Source organism: bacterium, assembly GCA_030646995.1.
GTDB lineage: Bacteria > Patescibacteriota > Minisyncoccia > UBA6257 > WO2-44-18 > JAUSKF01.
The window spans coordinates 1-23,201 of sequence record JAUSKF010000001.1; the positions used below are offsets into that span (position 1 = coordinate 1).

The 23,201-nt window shown below is 46.9% G+C and carries 25 protein-coding genes and 3 tRNA genes; 3 read left to right on the forward strand and 25 right to left on the reverse strand.

The annotated features are described in order from the left end of the window. The 16 genes from Q7S83_00005 to lepA form a co-directional block, all read right to left on the reverse strand. The coding region (locus tag Q7S83_00005) for a hypothetical protein (GenBank protein ID MDO8466519.1) at positions 1–2,745 on the reverse strand (2,745 nt) is incomplete at its 3' end. 195 nt (positions 2,746–2,940) lie between these two features. Continuing rightward, positions 2,941–3,540, reverse strand: a complete 600-nt coding sequence (locus Q7S83_00010) for a Fe-Mn family superoxide dismutase (GenBank protein MDO8466520.1) — start codon at positions 3,538–3,540, stop codon at positions 2,941–2,943. Between the two features lie 58 nt (positions 3,541–3,598). Continuing rightward, positions 3,599–4,069 (reverse strand): hypothetical protein, encoded by a 471-nt coding sequence (locus Q7S83_00015; GenBank protein MDO8466521.1) that lies wholly within the window; start codon positions 4,067–4,069, stop codon positions 3,599–3,601. Between the two features lie 229 nt (positions 4,070–4,298). Beyond that, a tRNA-Gln gene (locus Q7S83_00020) sits at positions 4,299–4,369 on the reverse strand. A 69-nt stretch (positions 4,370–4,438) separates the two neighbouring features. Continuing rightward, complete coding sequence (locus tag Q7S83_00025; GenBank protein ID MDO8466522.1) at positions 4,439–5,563, reverse strand: FAD-dependent oxidoreductase; 1,125 nt, start codon at positions 5,561–5,563, stop codon at positions 4,439–4,441. A 63-nt stretch (positions 5,564–5,626) separates the two neighbouring features. Next, positions 5,627–6,535 carry a permease-like cell division protein FtsX gene (locus tag Q7S83_00030; protein MDO8466523.1) on the reverse strand — a complete coding sequence of 303 codons (909 nt, stop codon included), beginning with the start codon at positions 6,533–6,535 and terminating at the stop codon, positions 5,627–5,629. Beyond that, on the reverse strand, positions 6,535–7,212 hold the full coding sequence (gene ftsE / locus Q7S83_00035) for a cell division ATP-binding protein FtsE (GenBank protein ID MDO8466524.1): 678 nt from the start codon (positions 7,210–7,212) through the stop codon (positions 6,535–6,537). Before ftsE ends, Q7S83_00030 begins: the two co-directional genes overlap by 1 nt. Positions 7,213–7,216: 4 nt before the next feature. Further along, positions 7,217–7,948: a peptide chain release factor-like protein gene (locus Q7S83_00040; protein ID MDO8466525.1), complete on the reverse strand. Its 732-nt coding sequence runs from the start codon at positions 7,946–7,948 to the stop codon at positions 7,217–7,219. Positions 7,949–8,025: 77 nt separating this feature from the next. Next, complete coding sequence (locus Q7S83_00045; GenBank protein MDO8466526.1) at positions 8,026–8,298, reverse strand: GIY-YIG nuclease family protein; 273 nt, start codon at positions 8,296–8,298, stop codon at positions 8,026–8,028. Between the two features lie 98 nt (positions 8,299–8,396). Beyond that, positions 8,397–8,467, reverse strand: a tRNA-Thr gene (locus Q7S83_00050). A 127-nt stretch (positions 8,468–8,594) separates the two neighbouring features. Then, on the reverse strand, positions 8,595–9,221 hold the full coding sequence (locus Q7S83_00055) for a class F sortase (GenBank protein ID MDO8466527.1): 627 nt from the start codon (positions 9,219–9,221) through the stop codon (positions 8,595–8,597). 97 nt (positions 9,222–9,318) lie between these two features. Next, positions 9,319–10,380: an ice-binding family protein gene (locus Q7S83_00060; GenBank protein ID MDO8466528.1), complete on the reverse strand. Its 1,062-nt coding sequence runs from the start codon at positions 10,378–10,380 to the stop codon at positions 9,319–9,321. 201 nt (positions 10,381–10,581) lie between these two features. After that, positions 10,582–10,655: transfer RNA gene (locus tag Q7S83_00065), tRNA-Gly, on the reverse strand. A 1-nt stretch (position 10,656) separates the two neighbouring features. After that, positions 10,657–11,235: a SurA N-terminal domain-containing protein gene (locus Q7S83_00070; protein MDO8466529.1), complete on the reverse strand. Its 579-nt coding sequence runs from the start codon at positions 11,233–11,235 to the stop codon at positions 10,657–10,659. After that, entirely contained in the window at positions 11,235–11,492 is a 258-nt protein-coding gene (locus tag Q7S83_00075) for a hypothetical protein (protein ID MDO8466530.1), read from the reverse strand. The genes Q7S83_00070 and Q7S83_00075 overlap by 1 nt, the downstream gene beginning before the upstream one ends. Before the next feature lie 22 nt (positions 11,493–11,514). After that, positions 11,515–13,284: a translation elongation factor 4 gene (gene lepA / locus Q7S83_00080; protein ID MDO8466531.1), complete on the reverse strand. Its 1,770-nt coding sequence runs from the start codon at positions 13,282–13,284 to the stop codon at positions 11,515–11,517. 452 nt (positions 13,285–13,736) lie between these two features. Here lepA and Q7S83_00085 point away from each other — a divergent pair, with 452 nt between their 5' ends. After that, entirely contained in the window at positions 13,737–14,105 is a 369-nt protein-coding gene (locus tag Q7S83_00085; protein MDO8466532.1) for a hypothetical protein, read from the forward strand. A gap of 63 nt (positions 14,106–14,168) precedes the next feature. After that, on the forward strand, positions 14,169–14,546 hold the full coding sequence (locus Q7S83_00090) for a hypothetical protein (GenBank protein MDO8466533.1): 378 nt from the start codon (positions 14,169–14,171) through the stop codon (positions 14,544–14,546). Between the two features lie 27 nt (positions 14,547–14,573). On the opposite strand, the gene Q7S83_00095 is transcribed toward Q7S83_00090, so the two are convergent. The 9 genes from Q7S83_00095 to Q7S83_00135 form a co-directional block, all read right to left on the reverse strand. Next, positions 14,574–15,176, reverse strand: coding sequence for a nucleoside-diphosphate kinase (locus tag Q7S83_00095; protein ID MDO8466534.1), 603 nt, complete (start codon positions 15,174–15,176; stop codon positions 14,574–14,576). A 68-nt stretch (positions 15,177–15,244) separates the two neighbouring features. Beyond that, a complete protein-coding gene (locus Q7S83_00100; GenBank protein MDO8466535.1) occupies positions 15,245–15,964 on the reverse strand; it encodes a UMP kinase in 720 nt (239 codons plus the stop codon). A gap of 32 nt (positions 15,965–15,996) precedes the next feature. Continuing rightward, on the reverse strand, positions 15,997–17,412 hold the full coding sequence (gene aspS, locus Q7S83_00105) for an aspartate--tRNA ligase (protein MDO8466536.1): 1,416 nt from the start codon (positions 17,410–17,412) through the stop codon (positions 15,997–15,999). A gap of 331 nt (positions 17,413–17,743) precedes the next feature. Then, complete coding sequence (locus tag Q7S83_00110; GenBank protein ID MDO8466537.1) at positions 17,744–17,944, reverse strand: hypothetical protein; 201 nt, start codon at positions 17,942–17,944, stop codon at positions 17,744–17,746. A 24-nt stretch (positions 17,945–17,968) separates the two neighbouring features. Then, complete coding sequence (locus tag Q7S83_00115; protein MDO8466538.1) at positions 17,969–18,847, reverse strand: MBL fold metallo-hydrolase; 879 nt, start codon at positions 18,845–18,847, stop codon at positions 17,969–17,971. Positions 18,848–18,900: 53 nt separating this feature from the next. Next, positions 18,901–19,353, reverse strand: coding sequence for a hypothetical protein (locus tag Q7S83_00120; GenBank protein MDO8466539.1), 453 nt, complete (start codon positions 19,351–19,353; stop codon positions 18,901–18,903). Positions 19,354–19,428: 75 nt separating this feature from the next. Then, on the reverse strand, positions 19,429–20,880 hold the full coding sequence (locus tag Q7S83_00125; GenBank protein MDO8466540.1) for a ComEC/Rec2 family competence protein: 1,452 nt from the start codon (positions 20,878–20,880) through the stop codon (positions 19,429–19,431). Positions 20,881–20,897: 17 nt separating this feature from the next. Continuing rightward, positions 20,898–22,049, reverse strand: a complete 1,152-nt coding sequence (gene mnmA / locus Q7S83_00130; protein MDO8466541.1) for a tRNA 2-thiouridine(34) synthase MnmA — start codon at positions 22,047–22,049, stop codon at positions 20,898–20,900. 42 nt (positions 22,050–22,091) lie between these two features. Further along, the gene (locus tag Q7S83_00135) at positions 22,092–22,364 is read right to left on the reverse strand and encodes a hypothetical protein (GenBank protein MDO8466542.1); all 273 of its coding nucleotides are present in this window, start codon (positions 22,362–22,364) and stop codon (positions 22,092–22,094) included. A gap of 95 nt (positions 22,365–22,459) precedes the next feature. Here Q7S83_00135 and Q7S83_00140 point away from each other — a divergent pair, with 95 nt between their 5' ends. Then, positions 22,460–23,035 (forward strand): elongation factor P, encoded by a 576-nt coding sequence (locus Q7S83_00140; GenBank protein MDO8466543.1) that lies wholly within the window; start codon positions 22,460–22,462, stop codon positions 23,033–23,035. The last annotated feature ends 166 nt before the right edge of the window (positions 23,036–23,201 follow it).

Genomic DNA, 23,201 nt, shown 5'->3' on the forward strand with positions numbered 1-23,201 from the left:
ATTGACGTTGGCAACCAGGAAGGGAGAGCTGGTTCCGGAGTCTCCGATGAAGAAGACCGGAGTGTTGGAGCCGGCGACGGCGCTGACTTCAATGGCGAACTGACCAAAAGGAGAAGTCGTTCCCAGACCGAGTTTGCCGTAACTTCCCGAGAAGGTAGAAGTAGCGGTGATGCCATTGCCGATATTCAGATCAGAACCATTCAGGGAGAGGTCTCCGCCGATAGTCAGGTTGGTGGAGCCGTAGACCAGACCGGAGTTGGCTCCAAAAGAGGCGGCGGCATTGAACTGCACCTGGGTGTCTAGGCCGGCGGGAGTGCCGGCGGCATTGTCCGCTCCGCATTTCAGAACTCCCTCGGCGTCGGTATTGATAGTGTCGCAATCAATTAAGCCTCGGGCGACAATCTGGGTTTCCGAGTGCAACAGGGTGGCGACCAGATGACCGGGAGTAGAGGTTGGGGTTTCTCCGACAGATAATCCTCCGTGGATATACGTGTTGGTCGCTACCGATAATCCGATACCCAAGATTCCATATTGATCCACGGTGTTGGTGGCGATACCGATCCGGCCATTGACGTTGGCGATGAAGATTGGGGAAGAGGTGCCGGAGTCGCCGATGACAAAGACCGGGGTGGTGGAACCTGGAACGCCGGAGACTTCAATGGAGAACTGACCCCAGGGGGTAGTGGAAGCGAGACCGAGTTTGCCGTAACTTCCCGAGAAGGTAGAGGTAGCGAGGATGCCGTTGCCGATATTGATGTCCGAGCCGAGAACAAAGAGATCAGCCAGTTCTACGTTGTCGGTGGCGGTTTGGAGGCGGACAACGGTTCCGGTATCCGTGAAGCCGGAGGTGTTGGTGTCGGCATCGGCGCCGCATTTCAATACTCCATCAGCGTCGGTATCAATAGTGTCGCAAGAGGTGAGCTCGGCGATTCGGAGACGGGTGGCGGAGTCCAGATAGTTGGCGGTTAATCCGCCGGCAAAAGTGGAAGTTCCGGCAAAGGAAGAATCCAAACGACCGGAGAGATTCAGAGCGGCACCGTTGAGCAGGGTGGCAACGTTCAGGTTCGGGATGGAGGAGGTGGCGCTGTCGGTAGTGACGATTTTTCCTGAAGATTGGATTCCCCCGCCGGTGATGGTTAAGCCGGAAGCCGAGGTTAATCCTCCGAGTCCTTTGACGTTGATTCCTCCTTCAAAAGAGGAGGTGGCGAGACCGGAGCCATAGAAAGAATCGGCGGTGATGTTCAAGTCGGCGATGATGGTTCCGGAAGTCTGGGTGGCAATCCCCACTCCCAGGCCTCCGGAGATATATGTGTTGGTCGCTACCGATAATCCGATACCCAAGATTCCATATTGATCCACGGTGTTGGTGGCGATACCGATCCGGCCATTGACGTTGGCGATGAAGATTGGGGAAGAGGTGCCGGAGTCGCCGATAACAAAGACCGGGGTGGTGGAACCTGGAACGCCGGAGACTTCAATGGAGAACTGGCCCCAGGGAGTAGTGGAGGCGAGACCGAGTTTTCCGTAACTTCCCGAGAAGGTGGAGGTAGCGGTGATGCCGTTGCCGATATTGATGTCCGAGCCGAGAACAAAGAGATCAGCCAGTTCTACGTTGTCGGTGGCGGTTTGGAGACGGACAACGGTTCCGGTATCCGTGAAGCCGGAGGTGTTAGAACCGGAATCATCCGAACCGCACTTCAACACCCCATCTGCGTCGGTGTCGATGGAATCACAACTCACCAATCCTTTGGCGACGATTTGGGTATCGGAATGAAGCAGTGTGGCCCGCAGATGGCCGTCGGTGGTGGTGGCGGAAACGCCGAGACTCAAGCCGCCGCGGAAGAATCCACTTCCGGCAACGCTCAACAACGCGAAGGGAGAGCTGGTGCCGATACCCACATTCCCCGCTTCTCTGGCGAGATTTATTCCGCCTTTGAAAGTGGAGGTGGCGGTAGTAGAAGTAGCATTGATGTATGAAACATTCAGGTAGTTGCCGATAATGGCGGCGCCTTCAATGCCCAAACCAAATAACCCAAGGTCGGCTCCCAAGGAACTGGTGCCAACTCCGAGACGGAAGCCGCTATCCACAACAACTCTAGAAAGCCCATCCTCTCCTTCCTGAATCTGGAACAGGTTGGCAGTTTGACCAGAAGCGCCACGTATTGCAATCGGAATCGCAGTAGTGGTGGTGGCTTCAAAAGTGGCTTGAGCAAAATCAATTGGCGTAGTCGTGCCAAATGAAGATGGAGTGCTAGTTCCGGAAACCGCTCCAGCGTATTGAGCAAAGACGTTGGCGGAAATTAATTGCCGAGGCTCAAGAGTTTGGAAAGTGACATCATCGGAAGAAACTCCTACCTCGAGGTAAACATTATTGTTGTCGGAGAAGTTGTAGTCGAGGAGGTGAGGAAAGCCGCTGTCGGTGTCACCGATATTTACATTAAATACTCCGGAGGTGACGGTAGCGGCAAAAGAACTCGGAGCGGAAGATGGCCAGACTTTAGCGCCGGAGGTGGAGGCATCATAGATGGAGAATTTGAAATAATAAGTGGTGCCGGAAGAAGAGCCGAGAAGAGTGCCGGCGGAATCGGATAACCGACCCTGATAACCAATAATCCGGGGAACGCCGGCAACGGCCTTGGCGATAGGAAGAGGAAATGCAAGTGAAGAAAAAACCAAGCTTAAGGTTAATAAGCCAAAAAATCCCTTTTTCGCCAGGTTGAAAGCGGTTTTTCTTATCATCTCCATCCTTAATTCGCTTACTATATAATTTTATCATTCCGGACTTGGCAAAAAATTTTAAAGATGTGGATAAGATGGGCGGAAAATAGCTTAAAAATTAATTATTCACGCACCTATGAAATTGATATCGAAATAAACTCGCTAAAATAGCAAAATCCGCCCTTTTTTGGCGGATTTTGATTTCTTCCTATCTTTTTTAGATTAGAGCCTATCTAAGCCGTATTTTGAGACGAGTCCACTTGCGAACCCCCAATCCAGATTTTTAAAAAAGGCATTGACATACTCCTTGCGGTTTGTTCCGTAATCAATAAAATACGCATGCTCATAAACATCCATCGCGATTAACGGCGTCGCGCCCCAAACCGCTCCCACGTTTTGCGCATCGGCACCATAAACATGTAGACGATCATCTTTAAAATCAAAAGCTAGAATCGCCCAACCGCGAGCGCTCAAGCCGGTGGCGATCATTTCTTCTTTCCAAGCATCCAAAGAACCGAAATCGCGCTCGATCATTTTTACCAACACCCCCTTCGGCTCTCCATCACCGCCAAGATGCGCGAAATAAACTTCGTGAAGTTTCATTCCGTTGACCGCGAAGGTTTCCTGGCGTTTTAATTCTCCGATGTAGCTATAGACCCCATTGGCTTCGGATTTGTCCGCTTCCAAAACTTTTTTCTGAATCTCGTTAGTCTTTTTTACATAGCCCTCATAGAGTTTGAAGTGCTCCTGTAAGGTACGCAAACTAATCCCCTCCAGGTCCTTAGTGAACTTGAACTTATCCGCCTCAAAGTCCTTTCTCATACTTTTTTATTCGCAATATTACCTCTTTCATTCGCATTATTCGCGATTACTCCAATCATTATTTTTTTGTGTACTCAATCGTAATCATTTGCTTATCCCTTAACACTAATTCCCCCAACTCAAAATTAATCTTATCATCAACCTTCATAACCAAATTATAACCTTCGCGTTGTAGTGGCTTATCAAAAACGACAAAGAAGTCTTTCAGATAAAACTCCTTCGATCCGTTAACTGATTCAATATGAATTTTCCCGCTGGCATCATGCGTGTGCACTTCTCCCATGCAGCTCTTCAAAACTCCAACGTTAGCGGGGATACCCTCTTCGACGCCCTCAACTAGAATTCTTAAATTGGGATGGAAATGAAGGCCGACGCCAGTGTGGCCGTTATTCAGACAATCCAACCCGGCCTGCTGCCACAGAGAAGCAGTGGCTCTGGTTGGGTCGGTCATCTTCGGCAGGGCAAAAAGCACGCCCAAAACGACAACTACGCCAACGGCCGCAATTATTTTACCGCTCTTGCTAGACATTAATAGAGATTATAACCTACGACATGACAAACGTCAAATTGCTGCGGGACTTGGAACAAGGGTTTCGCTACGGCCTCCACAGGCGGCCAAGCTCAACCTCGAACACTTTCGCCGCACCCCGACCCCCGTCTCGGACACCTTCTGGTTTCCGAGTGCCTTCCAACACGGGGTGCGGCTGGTCCGACTCCAAGGAGCGAAAAATGCCCGCAAGGGGCATGTTTCATTTTTGCTGCGGGACTTGGAATCGAACCAAAATTTTCGCTTTCAGAGAGCGACGTCCTACCATTAGACGATCCCGCATTCTTTCTTCCAAGAATTTATAACAAAAAACGGGTTTTGGCAAATAAAAAATCCCCCGTTTCCGAGGGTCTAGAAATTATCTCTGACAAGATTTTCCACATATTCCGCGATTGCCATTCCGGAAGTAAATCCCGGAGACTCAATGCCAATCAAATTTACGAATGGCGGAGAATCGCTATCCAGCTTGATGATGAAGTCTGCCTCCTGCTCGCCGACAGTCAAACGCGGACGAATTCCGGAATGCGACCAGCGCAGATCCTCTTTCCGGATCTCGGGGCAAAACCTTTGCGCCGCATCCAGAAAAACTTCTACCGGCGTGGGGTCTTCGGTGTAGTAATTCTTCGCAGGCACCAGTCTGGCACTGGGGCCAAGAAACAACTTTCCTCCCGGCTTTACTCCAAAGTGAATCCCCTTTCCTGCGCTCTTGGGAGGCGTGGCGATATAAACCAAACGATTAATCCACTTCGCTTTTTCTCCCATCACCTCATAGTATTCGCCACGCCAAGGATGAATCTTGTATCCGGTAAATCCGGCCATTTCTGCGACGTCGTCGGCATACAAACCCGCCGCATTAATCACAATTTTCGCCCTGCACGAAGCAACAGCTCCGCCAAGCTGCCAACAATCTTCCAAGCGCTCGATTTTCTCAACCGGATTTCCAAACTGGAAATGCACCCCTCTCCCCCAAGCATCCGCAAAAAGCTTCTTCGTAAAATCATAGGGATCAACTACGCAGACATCCGGCATAAAAACCCCTCCCAGCGCCTGCACTCGCGGCTCCAATTTGCGGATTCCCCGCCTGCCCCAAACGAATCGATAATTAATCCCCTTGGCTTTGGCCTTACTAACTAGGCGCACAAATGACCTCCATTCTTTCAACATTCCACCAATCAAAGACTTGTGGCCAGCCACGACCAGCATTCCGCAGTTGATTATCGGAACATCATTATCGGCAGCAAACTCTACCGCCATCTTACTTCCGATCAGGGCTAGTTTTGACTTAAGAAAATCTGGGTTTTCGTGGATTCCAGAATGGATAACTCCACTATTCAGACGACTGGTCTCCAACCCAACCCCTTCGGCTTTCTCAAAAACCACCACAGAAAAATTTGGGTGTTTTATTTTAAAGTGCCGAGCAATCGCGCAGCCAACTACGCCCGCGCCAATCACCGCAATGTCTACTTTTGCAGTCAAAAGTATCTCCCCAAATGGAATGATTGCTTACCAGATAATGCCAAAATCAACCCCCATTGTCCACTAAAGCTTCAAATATCTCCGCGCGGCAACTGCCGCCGAAATTGAGCCTAAGCCAATACCGAAAGCCAAATTATAAAATACCAATTGCGGTAAATGGGAGAGCAAATAGGCCGACAACGATAACTCGGGTATAAAAACACTTACATACGGCGAAGCCATCACCACGATCGGTGCCGCTATCGCCAAACTGATTACTCCACCCAGAAATCCATAGATAACTCCGGCAACGATATACGGGCCATTAATAAATTTATTGGAAGCCCCCACCAGACGCATAATCCCCAACTCTTCGCGATTGGAATAAATAGCTAAGCGAATTGTGTTGAAAGTAACCAGAATAGCCATCGCCGCCAAGAAAAAAGTGGCGGCAAAACCCGTGTTTTGCAGGGTATCTATAATCCTAGCTAAGCGATCAATGGCGGTACGATTCTCTCCGTAAGTCACCTTATCCACCACGCCGGCCAACTTTTCAGATTCCAAATATTCAGCAATAGTCGGATAATTACTGGCGCTCTTGGCTTTGATATTCAACGATGCGAGTAATGGATTTATTTGAAGCTCATTAAGCGCAGCGGAAATCGTATCGTCGCCTTTATGCCTATCTTTAAATATCGTCAGCGCTTTATCCTGAGAAATATATTCCACCGATTTAACTTCAGTGAGAGATTCTAGGGCCCTCTGCAAAGACAACATCGAGTCCTCGTTAGCCGAAGCAGTAAAATAAACGCTGATGTCTATTTTGTCCTGCAGGGAAGCAATCGCGGAATTAGAGATAATTCCAAAAGTTATCAAACCATTGAATACCAGCAAGGCCAACACCAGAATTGCCACCGTGGTAGCCGAAAGAAGCCCATTGCGGGAAAAATTCTGCAGACCGAATTTTATTATCCTGAAAAAAGTTGTAGCCATTACAAAATATAATTACCGTGCGGGTCGTCTTTTATAATTTTACCATTATCCAGCGTGAGCACCCGTCTTTTAACTTTGTTGATGATATCGCGGCTGTGGGTGGCCAAAATCAGGGTCGTACCCAACTCGTTAATTTTCATAAGTAAGTTGACGATCTCTTCGGCATTGCCGTGATCTAAATTGCCCGTCGGCTCGTCGGCAATAATGACCGACGGATTATGAATCATGGCTCGGGCAATCGCGACTCGTTGCTTCATCCCGCCGGAAAGTTCGTGCGGAAAATGATCCTGCTTGTCGGCTAGGCCAACCAAATCCAACATTTGAGGAACTAATTCATCAATTTCCGCCTGGTCACGCCCTTCAACCTCTAGAGCAAAGGCCACATTTTCCCCGGCAGTTTTTGTAGGCAAAAGTTTAAAATCCTGAAAAACAATCCCCACTTTACGGCGTAACGGCGGCAACTCACTTGGCTTGAGCTTATTTACCTCATAAGAACCAAAAATTACCCTGCCTTTTGCCGGCCTCTCCTCGCCGATGAGAAGCTTAATAATCGTGGACTTCCCGGCGCCGGATTTTCCTACAATAGAAACCAGCTCTCCGGGAGAAATTTTAAAGCTAATATCCTCCAAAACCTTTTGGTCGTTGTAGGACATAGAAACATTGTGAAATGCAATCATGTGTCTACTTCAATTCTAACTCGGCTTCGATAAATTTATCCAGGTCGCCTTCCAGCACTTTATCAGGTTGATGAGATTCAACATCTGTGCGATGATCTTTTACTTTTTTATAAGGATTGAGAACATATGAGCGAATCTGACTCCCCCACTCCGGTTTCACTTTTACGCGTAAATCCGAAAGTTTTTGCATCTGCTGGGACACCATTAACGCCATCAATTTAGATTTTAAAAGCGCCATCGCCTTCTCTTTATTTTGCAGCTGGGAGCGTTCCTGCTGGGAGCCGGCACTCAAGCCTGTAGGCAAATGAACAATGCGCACCGCAGTTTCTCTTTTATTGACATTCTGCCCACCCGGGCCACTGGAACGCGAAAATTCTACTTTCAAATCTTCCGGAGGAATTGTTAAATTTTTATGCTCCAAATCGGGAAAAATCGGCACAATTTCCACTAAAGCGAAAGAGGTGTGGCGTAGTTGCTTTGAAGAAAACGGCGAAATGCGCACCAAGCGATGCACGCCCATTTCATTCTTTAAAGTTCCATAAACAAAATCTCCTTTGATTTCAATCGCGTTATCGTCGGTAACAGAAACTCTCCACCCGCGCTTGACGGCATATTTGATGTACATTTTCATCAACATATTCGCCCAATCTTTCGCGTCTTCGCCACCCACTCCGGCATGAACGGTTAGATGTAATGGGCCTTGGTCATATTTTCCCGTTAGAGGTTTAAAAGACATAATATTTACTAATTGAAACACAAATTTTGCGGCACATAAAGACGGGCTAGCTAAAAAAACAGCTCCATACTGGTCTGTTATTCGATGCCTAACTTCTCCAATGTTTTTTTCAATGCTAACCTCATCTGCTTTCTACCAAATCCGCTTTTAAGAAACTTTTCTCTCGCCTCGGCATCTGCTTTTTCTACAAAGTATTCGTAATGAATAAGTTTAAATGGCCGCCGATTCTTTGTGGATTGAACCTCGCCCCGAGCGTGTTGCTGTAATCTTTGTTTTAGATTCGTAGTGAAGCCGGTATAAAATTTCTTATCCAACAAAGATAGCAATGTATATACGTAATAACGTTCCATGGTTGTACGAAGTCAAACTTCGTTTTGATTATATTTCTATAGATAAAGGCCAAGTCTGACTTGGCACTCGTCTGTCTCGCAAGCGAGTCAGACTCGTGAGCCGAAGGTGAGAATCGAACTCACGTCTCTACTTTACGAAAGTAGTGTTCTGCCACTGAACTAATTCGGCATCCCGCTTATTTTAACAGATTTTGGCTTGTTTTTCAATCGCACTCAAGGTGGGTTCAAACCACTAACGCAATTAAACTCAACAAAGCTGGGTAATAAAAATCCCTTTCAAACAGGACTGCTTATGCTTATTCTTTGTCGGTAAATACGACTAGCCGAGCAGAATAACTTTTCTGGTCCTTATTCCAGTCTCCTTCGCAAGTAATTAAATTAAGATGCGCCTTCCCGTCACTTGAGTTAAATACACCAGAAGCGTCCGCCTTCGGATCGTATCTTCGGCTTTCACGCACCACAAAAGTAATAATCTCCCCTTTGTCGTCTTCTATGTATAATTTATCTCCTTTACGCAATTTATATAACTTATCAAACACCGATGCCTTCCCATTCTTCCATCCATAGTGTCCAGCTAGAACAGCGCTACCAATATCTCCAGGACGTGGCCCTAAATTAAACCAGCCTGCGTTAGCGAGTTCCTTTGGCACATCCATAGCTCCGTCAGGTGTAACGCCTACGTGCTCAACAAAAGTATCAATATTGATCCTGGGAATCTTGAGGCGCATCGGCAACCCCGCCTGCTCTTGCTCCGAGACAGCGGCGGAATTTTCAATAAGTAATGCCGAGCCTCCCTGATTCTGCATACCAACCGGCAGGCCGGGGCTCTGTTGGAGAAAATAAAAAATAAGCGCCGGAGAAAGAACGAGCCCGGTAAGAATTCCCACTAAAATCGAACGTCCTGATAAAATTTCCGATTTCATATATTTCGAAGAATTCATACAGGAAATACCCCGCTAAGCCGGGGTATTTCCTGTATCTAAACCAAACACGTTTCGTTAATCCCGAAAAGCACCCTTACTAAATCGCGCGTTTTTTAAGAACTACGACAAGTGATGTCGAAACTAACATTAAGGCTCCCATCAGCATAAAAGTATTCCAAAGGGCGTCACTCTCTTCAGGGGGAATTCCGGCATTCGGAAGGCTAGGTGTCGGAACTGGAGCTACTACAGGGGCTGGAGCCGGAGCCACCACAGGGGCTACCACTGGAGTTGGCGCGGGTGTCGGTGCGGGAGTTGGCGTTGGGGTTGGGGTCGGAGCAGGTGTTGGTGTCGGAGCTGGGGTTGGGGTCGGAGCAGGTGTCGGAGTTGGGGCCGGGGCTGGCGCTGGGGCAACCGGAACCGAAACAGTATTACCATCCATTGTAACTTGGGTTTGTGCTAACGCCCTACCATTCAATACTGCGCCAGTTTGCATAATGACCTGCTTTGCGCTCAATATAGTTCCCTTGAATGTAGAAGTCGTTCCCAGAGTTGCACCAGTAGGACCGCCAACCTGCCAGAAGACATTCGAAGCTAGGGCACCGCCGGCGAGGACTACCTGCTGAGCAGAGGCGATGGTGAGATCACCGGAGATTTGGAATATCCAAACATCACTCGCGCTACCGGAAAGAGTAACGTTAGTCGGAATCGTAACATTGGTGCTCCATTTATAGAGTCCTGGGGCGATGGTTAAGCCACCGATATTCCCAGCGCCTAATTCAGTCGCGGTTGGACCAGTTCTTCCGGCGGCGTTGGTATATGCGGCTTCCATATCACTCACAGCCGTAGTCAAAGAAGTCGGACTGACTACTCTGCACGCAGGGCCAGCGGCATCAACTGTGTAAATAGTCCCGGTCACTTCCGGGCAGCCTAATCCGGTGATAGATGCGCCAGTAATTGGGCTGGTTCCCAAATTTCCGGTAATGGCAGATGTGGGGATATTAGTAATCCCTGTTTTTGACAGAATCACGAAATTTCCCGCCGTCAAAAGATCGACTGGCGCAGGGCCTGCCGCAGACGCCATAAACAATCCAGTAAGACCAAGCAGAGAAGAAACTACTGATGCGGCTATGATTGAACTTTTAGTAAACTTTTGGGTCATGTATTATATTTTTTATGTTAAGGTTTTTAATTTATTATCTCGTTTGAAAATCAGATATTATATTACTCTATTTACTTTTCCTTGAACTAGTTTAACTAGCTCGACCATAAGAAGTAGTAAATCAGCCTAATCTCTTCCTTATAGTTTACCCCCCCCCATCGACAAATTACTAATGTAGTCCCCTGTGCATAAGTCTAATCTTGGAGCGAGGTACGGGAATCGAACCCGCATTTTATCCTTGGGAAGGATATGTACTGCCACTGTACTAACCTCGCGCTAATCCCGCAATTTCACGCCCATATCCTGCCAATAAAATTCCGGCGTAACGATAAAGACTTTAGCGTTTTTCTTAGCTTCCTGCAACCACTTTTCATAATCTTTTTTCTCTAAAAATAACCGTCCCTGCAAAATTTCTTTCTGCGCTTGAGGCACCAAAACCAAAGATTTGAAATCGGCCAGGCTTAAACCGTAAAGCATTTTGGCAGTTTCCTCAATAGTTTTCAGGTCAATCTTCTGCGCGGTCATAATTTTATTTTCTACAATTTCCGGAAGATCTTTCCCAACCCGAAACACCAAGTCATTTTTAATTAACGACTGGTCAACCAAGTCTTCTAAGACTGCCCTCCGTAACTCTCTTTTGAAACCTCGGCTTCGCGGATCAGAGTCTTTATTACTCCCCAATGCCCGCAAATAATAATGATAAGCGACCGCATACTCCGTCTCAAACCGGTTAGCGGTTACTAATGAGCTATTCACAATAGCCACCGGATAGTAACCAAAATGCACCATGTAATAGGCGCCTAAGCCTACGAAGAGAATTAACAAAAAAGTTGTGAAATATTTCTCTAGGCTCATTATTGGATTTTTATCAGCTTTTCGCCCGGCTTCTTATAATCAAACTTCGCCCGTAGTTCTTTAGCTAGATTCTCCGGTTCCGAAAAGTATTCCAAATCAGCTTTTAGCTGCATACTCTCTCTGCCTAGCCTGTCCGATTCAGCGACCGCCTCCTCCAACTTTAAGCTCAAAATAGAGTTTCCTTTGTAGAAATTAAAAAGCTGGATACTCAGAAAAACCGCTATTAATATTGAGGCTAAAAACACGCCTATCTTCATCTGACTTCATTCTACCGCCGAGCTACTTTTTCAACAATTCCTTAAAAACGTTGGCGGAGATTTTAATTTGCGAGCTCTCCCCTCTTTCCTTCAGCCTCTCTTTGCCCCGATCCTGCTTTTTCCAAAGCTTCATTTTGCGGGTTATATCACCTCCGTTTTTTCCAAAATTTCCAAGATCCTTTTTAATTGCAGAAATAGTTTCGCGCGCGATAATCCGGCCGGCAGAAATCGCCTGCAAGGATTGAGAAAATTGCTGCTTAGGCAAAAGCTCTTTCAGTTTTTCCACTGTCGAGCGGGATTCTTTTTCCAAATCTTTCTTCGGTAAAATCCTTGTTAATCCCGGCACAACCCGCTCCGCCACGGCAATTTCCAATTTAGCCACTTCCGATTTTTCATAACCCGCCAATTCATAATAAAAGGACGCAAAACCATGAGAAACTGACTTCAATTGATCATCTAAATCGCGAATTAAGTCAGACAGCGGCAAACTGGCGCGCACCAACATTTTATTCTTCAAAGTTTCGGTGGTGATATTGGTAATCCGATAGACCTCTTTTAGTTGCATAACTGCCCCCAAATACTGCGGCGGCGTGACTATCTCTATTTTAGTCATCGGCTCTTCGGCTGCGCCGTAATCATTGGGGAAATCTTTCGGATTAGTGATTAATCTTCCGTCCACCTTGTAGGCCACCGACGGAAAGCTGTGCACGGTGGGAATTTTAAATTCTCTTTCCAGCCGCTCGGATGTAATTTCAAAATGGAGTTTGCCTAAAAATCCGCCCTTGAATCCTCTGCCTAAAAATTCGCTGGAGTCCGCCTCAAAAGTCAGGGCGGCATCGGTCAGCCTCAACTTTCCAAGTGCCTGCTTCAGTTCATCATATTTATCCCCTTCCTCCGGATAAAATGACACGAAAACCACTGGCTTCGGCTCTGTATAGCCGACTAACGGAGAGGCATCGCCGCCAACTAAAGTATCACCAATCTTCAATTTCCCCGGATCCTTGATGCCGGTTGCGATATAGCCCGTCTCTCCTGTCTCTAAAATACCGGACGGCTTCATTTTTGGAGTGAAATATCCGATTTCTTTGGCTTTAGCAGTAGTATTGGTGGCGATTAGACGGATATCTTGATTGCCCTGAAAACTGCCGTCAAAAACCCGGATGAAAGCCACTACTCCTTTGTGCTCGTCGTATAGAGAATCAAAAACCAAAGCCCGGCCGACCGGAATCTCTGATTTGCGCGGAGGAGGAACTAACCTGACCACGGCTTCCAAAAGTTGCTCTACTCCCTCGCCTGTCTTTCCGGAAACCTTCAAAATTTCTTCGGCGCCAACGCCAATCAATTCCGCCAAATCTAAAATCGCATTCTGCACTTGCTCTTGCTCTGCCACGTCCACCTTATTTACCGCTCCGATAATTTTTAAATTCGCCCGCTTCGCATTCTCATAATTTGCCAGAGTTTGCGCCTGAATCCCCTGTGTTGCGTCAACCAATAGCACCGCTCCCTCTACTGCAGTCAGAGCACGGGAAACTTCATAGGCAAAATCGGAATGACCGGGAGTGTCGATTAAATTCAAAACATACTGCTTTCCGTCTAATAGATAATTCATCCGAACCGGAGCCATTTTAATCGTAATACCACGCTCGCGCTCCAAGTCCATGGAATCCAAATACTGCGCCTGCATCAGCCTTTTTGCTACCGTTCCGGTCACCTCCAAAAGCCGGTCAGCTAAGGTAGATTTGCCGTGGTCGATGTGAGCGGTAATCACGAAATTTCGGATGTTTTCAGTCATTTATAAGTACCCGTATAGTATAACTATTTAGCCTAAAACCAAAATCCCGCCATCAGATCCCCGGTTTAAGTATTTAAGTGGGCTGGCTCATCCGTTCTGCCACGGCAGAGGGAAATTTGCCTCACCCTTTGTAAACTATTTGATCCGGAATCTAATTGCGGGATACCTTTAGTATACCACACTTTATAAAGCGAACGAAGGTTCTACTTCAAGGTAAATCGTGGGAAATAACCTTTAAGGAACATCTCGGAGGCGGTTGGGCTTGGTTCGTTCGTTATTATTCTACGAACGAACAACCGCCGAGAGAGAAGAAGACTTTTCCGCAGGAGAAAAGTCATTCTGTTTCCGAAAAGGTTGCTTCCCGAGATCCTTGAAGTAGATAGGCCGAGTGAGCCCTTGACGGGTGCATAACCCGACCATACAATATCTTCAGCTCTTCGAGGATGCAACCAATGGACGATGGTATTCCCGCAAATACGAACCCGTTTTTGGTGCTAATAAGCTGGAACTGGGGAGATGGGGACCCGGAATTTCACAAAATCGTGCCTGAATATTTCGGTTATGATGACGAGGCAACCATGCCTATGGCCAAAGAAGTAATCAAGCCACCCATTACTCAAACTGAAGCCGAGGCGCTAGTGCGCAAGGTTGCCGGGAAAAATCAGGCCCTCCCGCTCGCTGTTCATGAAAAGTTCGGCCACATCATTCCATGTGACCTCCGAAAAATCGTGCGGGTTGCGAGACCCTTCTCTAATAGCCACAGCAAAAAAGGATTCTACATTCCCCTCTGCACCGACGACGAATCTTATTACTTAAAATAAAACTGCCTCAAGAGGCAGTTTTTTGTTATAATCTATTCAGCAAATTAAAAAACGGAGAGTCAAATGCCCCGACCGGCCTCGAAGTATGATGAGCTTTACGCAAAATACCCATTCCTCTCGGAAGTTGCGGTGTTTCAATGTGATGAAGGATGGTTTGGCCTTTTGAGCGCTCTCTGCGAAAAGCTGGCAAATTTACAGCTCGGGCCGGACTTCAAAATCTCCCAAGTAAAAGAAAAACTCCGTGGATTGAGATTCTATCCGTTAGACAGCACGATTTCGGAAGAAAAAAAGGATGATGTATACGCCCTGATTGGTGACGCTGTAGAAAAAAGTTTTCTGATTTGCGAACGATGCGGCCAATCCGGACATGGAGTCAGCCTCAACCGAGGCTACCTCATCAAAACCCTCTGCGAAAAGTGTGAGAAAGAAGCCGATAAATAACAAAACCGCCCCGAAGGGCGGATTTTATTACTCTAGGATCCCGTCTAAATTCACGTCGTAGATAATCGCCTCTTGAATCAAGCGATAGTTAACCAATTCATCTTTTTTGAACCACAGTTCAATCTCTTTCTCAGCATCGGAAGTGCTTCCGGAAGCGTGCACCAAGTTGCGAACGGAGCGGCCGTCGGTATCAGAAAGAACATAGGAATCGATAGTAAAATCTCCGCGGATGGTTCCAACGTCAGAAGTCAGCGGTTCAGTGCCACCGATCAATTTTCTTACAATACCAACGGAATGCACGCCCTCCCAAACCATCGCAATCACCGGACCGGAGGACATATACCTTTTCAGATTGCCTAAAATGACCTCGGTAATTTTCAAAGGATCTTCGGAGGGCGGAGTCTTGCCCTGTTTTTTATAAGCCTCAATAGTTTTCTGGCCGGTAACCACGCGCCAATTCGGGTCAACGGTGTAATGCTTCTCTATCATTTCCGGGGTTGCGAGCGCCATTTTCAGCGCTACTAATTTCAAACCGGCTCGTTCAAACCGGCTGATAATCTCCCCCATCAAGCTTCGCTGGATGCCATCCGGCTTGATTGCCACGAAAGTTCTTTCTTTTTTGAGTTCCATATCTTTTATTGAACTTATACTATCAGAATCTCGAGCAAAATAAAACCGCCCTTACGGGCGGGAAGCTCTTATGAGATCACTGTGCCGACGAAGTCCTTGTAATCCAGGTAGGCGTCCAAATTGGCGAAGTTGTCGCCCTTCATGATCACCACCGTTTTCTTCAACCGCTCGGCCTCCTTGGCGGCAATCGGATCAAACGGGACATTCATCCCGGGAATCCAGACACTCCCGACCATCAGCCGGAACTTCTTCCATGAAATCGAGGAGATCGGCTTAGCGTCCGGGAACTTCTTCGGATCCTTGTCGCACAGCTGAACGATGTTGGAAAGATTGATCACCGATTGGGCGCCGTATTGCCTCGCGGCACGCACCGCGCAGTAATCGGTGGACCAACCCGGCTTCCAACCGGCCGCAATCGCCACCTGTTTTTCAGTGTCCAAAATAATCTCATAGTGCTTGATCAGGCGTGGCTCGGCGACGTCTTCAAAGATCGCTCGCAGGGCCTGCGCATTCAACCGTGTGGCGTTGATGCCAAGCCAGTCTTTGTTGTCATTGCTCAAGTTGTGGCCAAGAACCCGGCTCACGACCTCCTGAAAATGTCGGGCGAGAGCGCCGCCACCAGCAACCAGGACAAGTCGCAGATCCGGGTTCTCGCCGAGTCGTCGACGAACGAACTCATTGAGATTGGAAAGAAATTGCTCGCTTAATCCATTTTTTTGATCAGGATAGATCAAACTCCCTCCAACGGAGATCACAATCGTGGTGGAATCATCTTTGCCGCGAATCATTCCGCCCTCCTTTCGAAGAAACTTAAAAGATATTACTGCTTCTTTTCTTTCACGTCAACCTTCAAATGCAATTCTTTGAGCTGTTCATCTTCGACATCGCTCGGGGCATCCATCATCAAATCGCGGGCGTCGCCCGATTTCGGAAAGGCAATTACTTCGCGAATGCTCGGTTCGTTTTCTAAAAGCATAGATACCCTATCCAAACCCAAAGCGATTCCGCCATGTGGCGGAGCGCCACTGCCCAAAGCGTCAATCATGTGCCCAAAATTGCCGAGAATCCTCTGTTCCTCAAATCCCATCACTTCAAAAACTTTTTTCAACGCTTCCGGACGATGATTTCGGATACTCCCGCCGCCGATTTCAAATCCGTTGAGCACGATGTCGTATTGTGTAGTCAAAATCTCACCGAGATTTTCTTTTTTCATCAACGACTCCATATACTCCGGCTTCGGCGCGGAAAAAGGATTGTGCGTGAAGGTCCATCCGCCCTTCTCGGTCTTTTCAAAAAATGGAAAGTCTACCACCCAACAAAACGCGAGCAGATTCGGGTCTCCGCCAGTTGGCGGATTGTCTTTCCGGACATCCGGCCTGTCACTACCGTAATTTTTAATCGCATCGGCATAACTCATCCTCGGAAACGGAGATTCCTGAATTTTCTTGTGCGGATAGTTTTTTGCCACCATCTCCGTCACCATCTTTTCAATCACATTCATCACATCTTCTCGCTCCACAAAACTCATCTCCAAGTCCATTTGAGTAAACTCCGGCTGGCGGTCGCCTCGGGTATCTTCATCTCGGAAACAGCGCGCTATCTGGAAATAACGCTCAAAACCGGAAACCATCAACAACTGCTTGTATTGCTGGGGCGATTGCGGAAGCGCGTAAAACTTTCCGGGATACAAACGGGATGGCACCAGATAATCACGAGCGCCCTCGGGAGTAGTTTTCGAAAGAACGGGGGTTTCGATTTCCAAAAAATTCTCATTGGAAAGATAATCACGGAAAAAGCGAATCATCTCATGGCGATTGCGGATATTTTTCTGCATCCGGTCTCGGCGCAAATCCACATATCGGTATTTCATTCTCACTTCCTCGCCAATCTCTTTCCCATCGCTAGTCACATCAATCGGCGGCGTGTTGGCCTCATTGAGAACCTCCAGCTTGGTAGCTAAAATTTCTACTTTTCCTGTGGCGATTGCAGGATTCACCATATTCTCCGGCCGCTTGTTTACCATTCCGGTGATTTTCACTACCCACTCCGAGCGCAAAGTCACCGCCACATCGGACAATTCTTTTGGTTTCGGCAAAAACACCACCTGCGCAATACCGGAACGGTCTCGCAAATCGATAAACATAATTTTCCCATGGTCGCGGCGGATAGCCACCCAACCCATCAACTCCACCTCTTGTCCTTCTTTGTTTACTATGTCGGCAATTAGAGTTCGCATTTGTGCTGTATAAAATGATATTTTCCCTAATTAAAGCATAAATTTTGAGTCAGGTACAAGAAGCGACGACGAAGGCGTAGACTCTACGCCTAGGAAGAGCGACAAAGTATATGCTCAATAATTTATGCTCCCGGAGGGTAAGGCAATTTTATTCAACTCCTTTGTTGCTCGGGCTTGAAATAGAGTCTATTTCTACGCCCTCGCGTCTTGGATTTGAAATAAAATTGCTCTTATTAATTTAGAGAAGATATCATCTTATACAGCACCAAAATATTGCCAAGTTTTTCGGAATTAAAAAAGCCCCAAACTTTAAATCGGGGCTTTCGTTTCCTTATCGGAGCTGTTTCCACTCTTCATACATTCCTCGAAACTGCTTATCGTTCATCGCCTTGTCATAAAATATCTTTCCAAGCTTACTTCCGGTTCGGATTTCCTTGATCATCACCCAAACTTCCTGCGGTATCTTATCTCCGACCAATGCCTCCATTTCATCAAGGAACTCGAGAAATTCCGGCTCGGGCTGCCAAGTCATATGAGCCTCCTGAATTGAACTAAGTTAATCGTATATTTTTAATCGGTCGCCGTCAAAAATCACTTTTACCGTGCCGCTTTGGTCGGTACGAAATATTTGCGAACCCACTGAAGCTAAACGACCCAGAGCCGAGGGCGTAGGGTGGCCATAGCTGTTCTTGCCGACTTCAATCACCGAAACCGCCGGACTTACCTCTTTCAAAAAATCCGCTTCACTGGAAAATCTGGAACCGTGATGCCCAACTTTCAAAATATGCGCATCTAAATCATATTTTCTCGCCAATATCTCCTCCGTCTCAAAGCCGATATCTGCGGTATAAAGCGCCCGCAGGCCTGCCCGCCCTGGCGGGCCGTCCTTTTCCAGCATAAACACTATCCCCGATTCATTCACCTTCTTCCCCTGCGCCGCGATTGCCGTGGGCCAAAGGATTTTAATTACCGCGTCTTCAAATTTTATTTCATCTCCGGCAAACACTTTTATCTCCGGAATTTTCTTTTCCACAATCACTCTTTCAAAATCCGAATAAGCATCCGCCACACCTCTCCGCCCCGTAGTAATTACCGCTCCGACTTCGTAAGTCTTCAGCACATCAATCAGACCCCCAAAATGGTCTAAATCGGGATGGGTGGCTATCACTAAATCAATATAGCGATCGGTCGGAGTAAGTACCCTGCCCAACTCACTCAAAACCTTCGGATCCTTTCCACCGTCTACTAAAATTTGCACATCGCCGAAATCTATCAGCTCCCCATCCCCTTGCCCCACATCCAAAAAATACAACGCCAGATTTTTCGGCCTCATTTCCGCGAAAATCCCCCGTGCCACAAAAATATTCCCTGCCACTAATATCAGGAATGTCACATACACCACTTTTTTCATAAACAAATTATTCGTTTTATTCATCACCAAATTCTTTATCCTCTATTTTTATTCATTTCTAAAGTGTGTCCAACGCGTTAGACATCCGATTGCTTAGTTACCCCAAGACCAGTGGGGCGCGGGGGATTTTTCAACAACTCCAGCAAATCAATGCCATCTAAAAAACCAACCGACCATTGAGAAACAAGACTCCTATCCAAAATATTCCCTTTGTTCTTCGCTGGCCTCTTCGAAGACCTTGGACTTCCATAGTCGACGCTCTTGTTAAATAAACTCTTTCTTAGGGCACCTATTGTAGTACGAGATAACCACAAAGAACGCTCGATCTCCCGGGTCGATGCGCCCTGTCTAATAAGCAACGCGGCGGCCAATCTATTTATGATTATTTGTTTTTCGTAAACGCTAAAAAGTGAGTTAACGGCATTTCGGAACTTAAAGTCGGAGAATTGTTCTAAGAAATTTTCCCAAACCACTCCCTGCCACTCCTTCCTGTATTTATTTTTAAAATCTTCCGGTTTAATGTTTTTCATAAACTTTTTTTATCGATTAATTATCTTCCAATCTTTTTTCCATGTCCAACGCGTTGGACATAGCAAAAATTCAGATTATTGAAAAATGCTGAAGATGTTTGGGATTTTGGAGAATGCAGTGATTATTTTCGCGCAGACATTGATGACTCCTAATTCGTAGCCGAGAAGGATACTTGCCGGAAAGCTCAATGCCCAAGCGAGCGGGTAGGCAATCAGCGAGGCGAAACCGATAAAAAATCCTAAGCCCATTGTGATGGGAATGAATTCCAAAAGCAAAACGTTGGAAATCAAACCAATCGGAGAAAATTGCCCGAAGTGATAGAGCAAAATCGGCAGTACAGCTATCTGCGCCGAAGTGGTGGTAGTCAGATGCTTCCGCCAATTGAAATATCCCGACTTGTCCTGCCATTTCAGCTTCTTTTCTATCCACGGCTGGAAGTAAGTAATACCCAAAAGAGCCGCGAAGGACAATTGAAAGCCGATATCAAAGGCTAAAATGTGGGGATTGACACCAACCATCACCAACGCCGTCGCCGCCACGGCGTTGCGGAAGTAATAAACCCGATGCAATTTATCTGCGAGCAAAATTAGAAATCCCATCATCGCCGCGCGCACCACCGAAGCCTCCGCGCCCGTCATTACCACGAAGCCGAGCACCATTCCGGAGCTTATCCAAAATGAAAATCTTTTCGTAAACCACCACAGAGCAAGCAGATTTATCACCGTACTGATAATTACCGAAATGTTGTATCCCGAAAGCGCCACCAGATGGCTGGTGCCCGTTGCCCGCAATTTTTCTTTCAACTCATCGGAAAATTCCGCCGTCTCTCCCAGAGTTAAGCCGGCCATAAATACCGCCTGATCAAACGGCAAGACTTTTTTGAAACTGGATTCAAAGAAAGATTTTATTTTCAGCAGCTGCGCCTTCACCGGCGAACCATTCCCGCTAGATACCAATTCTATTTCCGGAAATCCCACCACGCCCGCTATCCCCTCTTTTTTGTAGTAGCTGGCGAATTCTGCATCCGGCTTTTTAACCACTCCCACCACTTTTATCTCGTCGCCATAATCAAACGCGGGATAGCGGCTGGTGTTGATCTGAATATTTTCAATCACCAACTTCTGACTGCTCAATCTCTGCTCCGCTTCGCGAATCACTCCCGAAAACTGCACTTTTTCACCAAAGATTATCCGATTGTCTTGCTTGGCGTAATCAAAGGCAAAGAAGTACACGGAACCGACGACTAACGACAAAACGACCAACGACAAGGAAACCAATGACGAACCATCAACGACTAATGACTTACGACGAACAACGATGACCAGGAGGAACAAAAGCAAAATAAACAATCCCGCGATTAGATATGCGTGCGTAAACCCGCTGACCACGCTCGCCACCAGCACTCCCGCCAGAAAAAAGCAGGCGAACCAGAAGAAAATGTCGTGCAGTTTCACCCCGTTAGAAATCCGCCCTTCCGTAGGAACGGCGGCAGCCGCTAGGGGCGGCTTATTTCTAACGGGGTTCATTGCACGAGAGTATAAAGCTATTTAGCAGATTTGATAATTCCCCCTCCCAACATTGCACCTTTTTTGTCGTAGAAGACGGCGGATTGGCCAGCGGCTACAAACTTTACCGGCTTGGAGAAAACTAACTTATAACTAACGACGGACGACTTACGACCAACTTCTAGCTTGGCCGGAAAGACGGGTTGCCTATAACGAACCCGCGCAAAAACCGGAACGGTTTTGCGAGATTTAAACATTTCAACATTAAAAATATTTAAAGATTCCAATTCAACTTCTTTTTTATAAAGTGCCGGATGATCTTCGCCTTCTGCGACTACGACAATATTTTTCTTCACATCTTTATCCGCCACATAAAGCGGCTTGGCTGTGCCGCCAACCCCGATGCCATGCCTTTGCCCAATCGTGTAGAAATGCGCTCCGTGATGCTCACCCAGCTCATTGCCGTGCACACCTACAATCAATCCCTTCTTTGGCTTAATATATTTCTTCAAAAATTCCGGCAGATCCACCTGCCCCAAGAAGCAGATGCCCTGCGAATCTTTTTTCAAAGCGTTGTGCAAGCCAAATTTCTCGGCAAATTTACGCACCTGCGGTTTTTTATATTCGCCGATCGGAAACAGACAACGAGCTAACAGCTCAGGCTTCAAAGCCCACAAGAAGTAGGATTGATCTTTATTTGAATCCTTCGCTATTAGTAGCTGGTAGTCAGTAGAAAGTAGTAAGCGTTTTGCGGATTTTTCTCCCTTACTACTTACTGCTTGCTTCTTACTACTATTAGTCCGCCGCAGGCGGACGTAGTGCCCCGTCGCCACATAATCAGCGCCCAACTCCATCGCTTTATCAAAAAATAAGCCGAATTTAATTTCTTTGTTGCACATCACGTCCGGATTCGGCGTAATCCCCTTTTTGTATCCGGCCACCATATAATCCACCACACGCTTTTTGTATTCGTCTTCGTAGTCAAAAGTATAGAAAGGAATATCCAAATGCTCCGCGGCTCGGCGCGCATCTTCCGCATCCCGCTCGGCGCAACCATCCACGTTGAAGCATTTCAGATGAACACCCACCACATCATAGCCCTGCTTTTTCAGCAATGCCGCGGCTACGGAGCTATCGACTCCACCGGACATACCTACGAATACTTTTCCTTTTTTCTTAGACTTAATCACGGGTATATTTTGCAATAAAAAAGCCCCGTCGTAAAGGCGGGGTTAATTATCTTTTCGCTTCCATTTTGCTATCCAGTAACTTATCCAAAACATCAGCTCACCGAATAGGTAATGGACCAGAAGCGGCAGGGTGAAGCAAAAATGATAAAGAATGAGAACGAGCAGGCAAAGTGGCCAAAAGAAAAATACTGCGGCCACTGCGACTGGTGTCTCAACTTCTGGGCTAATCCCGAACATTCTCTCATAAACGAACAGCGCCATTCCCCCAATTGACCCGTACGCCACAAGAAACGTAATCCACCAGTACCAAGCCATGATTTTCTCCTCAAAATGAACTGTCGTGATAATAGAATAAATATTCAAATATGTAAATGTTGAAAAAATAGCTTCAAAGAGGTAAAATACTAGGAATGTTGGCTTATAACGATTTAAAGAAAGGCGTCATCTTCGTGATGCAGGGCGAACCGTATGAAGTAATGGAATACGCTTTTTTGCGTATGCAACAGCGTAAACCGGTGGCCAAATGCAAAATCAAGAACCTGATTTCCGGCAAAGTAACCGAGCAAAATTTCCACTCCAGCGAATCTTTTGATGAAGCGGAAATCACGAAGGTAGAAGTAAAATATCTCTATAACACTAAGGGCCAGTTCTGGTTCTGCCCGAAAGATAAACCGGCCGAGCGCTTTATGCTTACCGAAGCGCAGGTAGGAATCGCCGGCAAATTCATGCAATCGAATAGCATGGTCAACGCCATAAAATTCGGCGATTTAATTTTGAGCATCAAGCCGACAATCAAAGTAGATTTGAAAATTACTGAAACTCCACCCGGAGAAAAAGGAAATACCGCGCAGGGTGGCACTAAAGCCGCGACTCTGGAAACCGGCGCCGTAATTCAAGTTCCCCTATTCGTGAATCAGGGAGATATTGTGCGCATTAATACGGAAACAGGAGATTACTACGAAAGAGTAGAAAAAGGGAAAGCGTAAATAAAAAAACCTCCTCGCTTTGAGGAGGTTTTCAATTGGAACAAGGCGACTCGCCATTTCTTTGTAAGGAACCATAAGCGCAGGTTAGCCATAAAACAATGAACGGAGGGCGGATTTTTTAGCGAAGAAATCGAATGGCCGGAAAACTCTGATATTTCAATATTTC

What these genes read in the sequence shown, in the direction of transcription:
- Q7S83_00045 (MDO8466526.1), bottom strand. Translation starts at nt 8,298, where the DNA reads ATGGAACGTTATTACGTATATACATTGCTATCTTTGTTGGATAAGAAA.
- Q7S83_00115 (MDO8466538.1), bottom strand. Translation starts at nt 18,847, where the DNA reads ATGAATAAAACGAATAATTTGTTTATGAAAAAAGTGGTGTATGTGACA.
- ftsE (MDO8466524.1), bottom strand. Translation starts at nt 7,212, where the DNA reads ATGATTGCATTTCACAATGTTTCTATGTCCTACAACGACCAAAAGGTT.
- Q7S83_00010 (MDO8466520.1), bottom strand. Translation starts at nt 3,540, where the DNA reads ATGAGAAAGGACTTTGAGGCGGATAAGTTCAAGTTCACTAAGGACCTG.
- Q7S83_00015 (MDO8466521.1), bottom strand. Translation starts at nt 4,069, where the DNA reads ATGTCTAGCAAGAGCGGTAAAATAATTGCGGCCGTTGGCGTAGTTGTC.
- lepA (MDO8466531.1), bottom strand. Translation starts at nt 13,284, where the DNA reads ATGACTGAAAACATCCGAAATTTCGTGATTACCGCTCACATCGACCAC.
- Q7S83_00055 (MDO8466527.1), bottom strand. Translation starts at nt 9,221, where the DNA reads ATGAAATCGGAAATTTTATCAGGACGTTCGATTTTAGTGGGAATTCTT.
- Q7S83_00075 (MDO8466530.1), bottom strand. Translation starts at nt 11,492, where the DNA reads ATGAAGATAGGCGTGTTTTTAGCCTCAATATTAATAGCGGTTTTTCTG.
- Q7S83_00125 (MDO8466540.1), bottom strand. Translation starts at nt 20,880, where the DNA reads ATGAACCCCGTTAGAAATAAGCCGCCCCTAGCGGCTGCCGCCGTTCCT.
- Q7S83_00090 (MDO8466533.1), top strand. Translation starts at nt 14,169, where the DNA reads ATGCCCCGACCGGCCTCGAAGTATGATGAGCTTTACGCAAAATACCCA.
- Q7S83_00110 (MDO8466537.1), bottom strand. Translation starts at nt 17,944, where the DNA reads ATGACTTGGCAGCCCGAGCCGGAATTTCTCGAGTTCCTTGATGAAATG.
- Q7S83_00070 (MDO8466529.1), bottom strand. Translation starts at nt 11,235, where the DNA reads ATGAGCCTAGAGAAATATTTCACAACTTTTTTGTTAATTCTCTTCGTA.
- Q7S83_00135 (MDO8466542.1), bottom strand. Translation starts at nt 22,364, where the DNA reads ATGGCTTGGTACTGGTGGATTACGTTTCTTGTGGCGTACGGGTCAATT.
- Q7S83_00100 (MDO8466535.1), bottom strand. Translation starts at nt 15,964, where the DNA reads ATGATTCGCGGCAAAGATGATTCCACCACGATTGTGATCTCCGTTGGA.
- Q7S83_00060 (MDO8466528.1), bottom strand. Translation starts at nt 10,380, where the DNA reads ATGACCCAAAAGTTTACTAAAAGTTCAATCATAGCCGCATCAGTAGTT.
- Q7S83_00040 (MDO8466525.1), bottom strand. Translation starts at nt 7,948, where the DNA reads ATGTCTTTTAAACCTCTAACGGGAAAATATGACCAAGGCCCATTACAT.
- aspS (MDO8466536.1), bottom strand. Translation starts at nt 17,412, where the DNA reads ATGCGAACTCTAATTGCCGACATAGTAAACAAAGAAGGACAAGAGGTG.
- Q7S83_00095 (MDO8466534.1), bottom strand. Translation starts at nt 15,176, where the DNA reads ATGGAACTCAAAAAAGAAAGAACTTTCGTGGCAATCAAGCCGGATGGC.
- Q7S83_00120 (MDO8466539.1), bottom strand. Translation starts at nt 19,353, where the DNA reads ATGAAAAACATTAAACCGGAAGATTTTAAAAATAAATACAGGAAGGAG.
- Q7S83_00085 (MDO8466532.1), top strand. Translation starts at nt 13,737, where the DNA reads ATGGACGATGGTATTCCCGCAAATACGAACCCGTTTTTGGTGCTAATA.
- Q7S83_00030 (MDO8466523.1), bottom strand. Translation starts at nt 6,535, where the DNA reads ATGGCTACAACTTTTTTCAGGATAATAAAATTCGGTCTGCAGAATTTT.
- Q7S83_00140 (MDO8466543.1), top strand. Translation starts at nt 22,460, where the DNA reads ATGTTGGCTTATAACGATTTAAAGAAAGGCGTCATCTTCGTGATGCAG.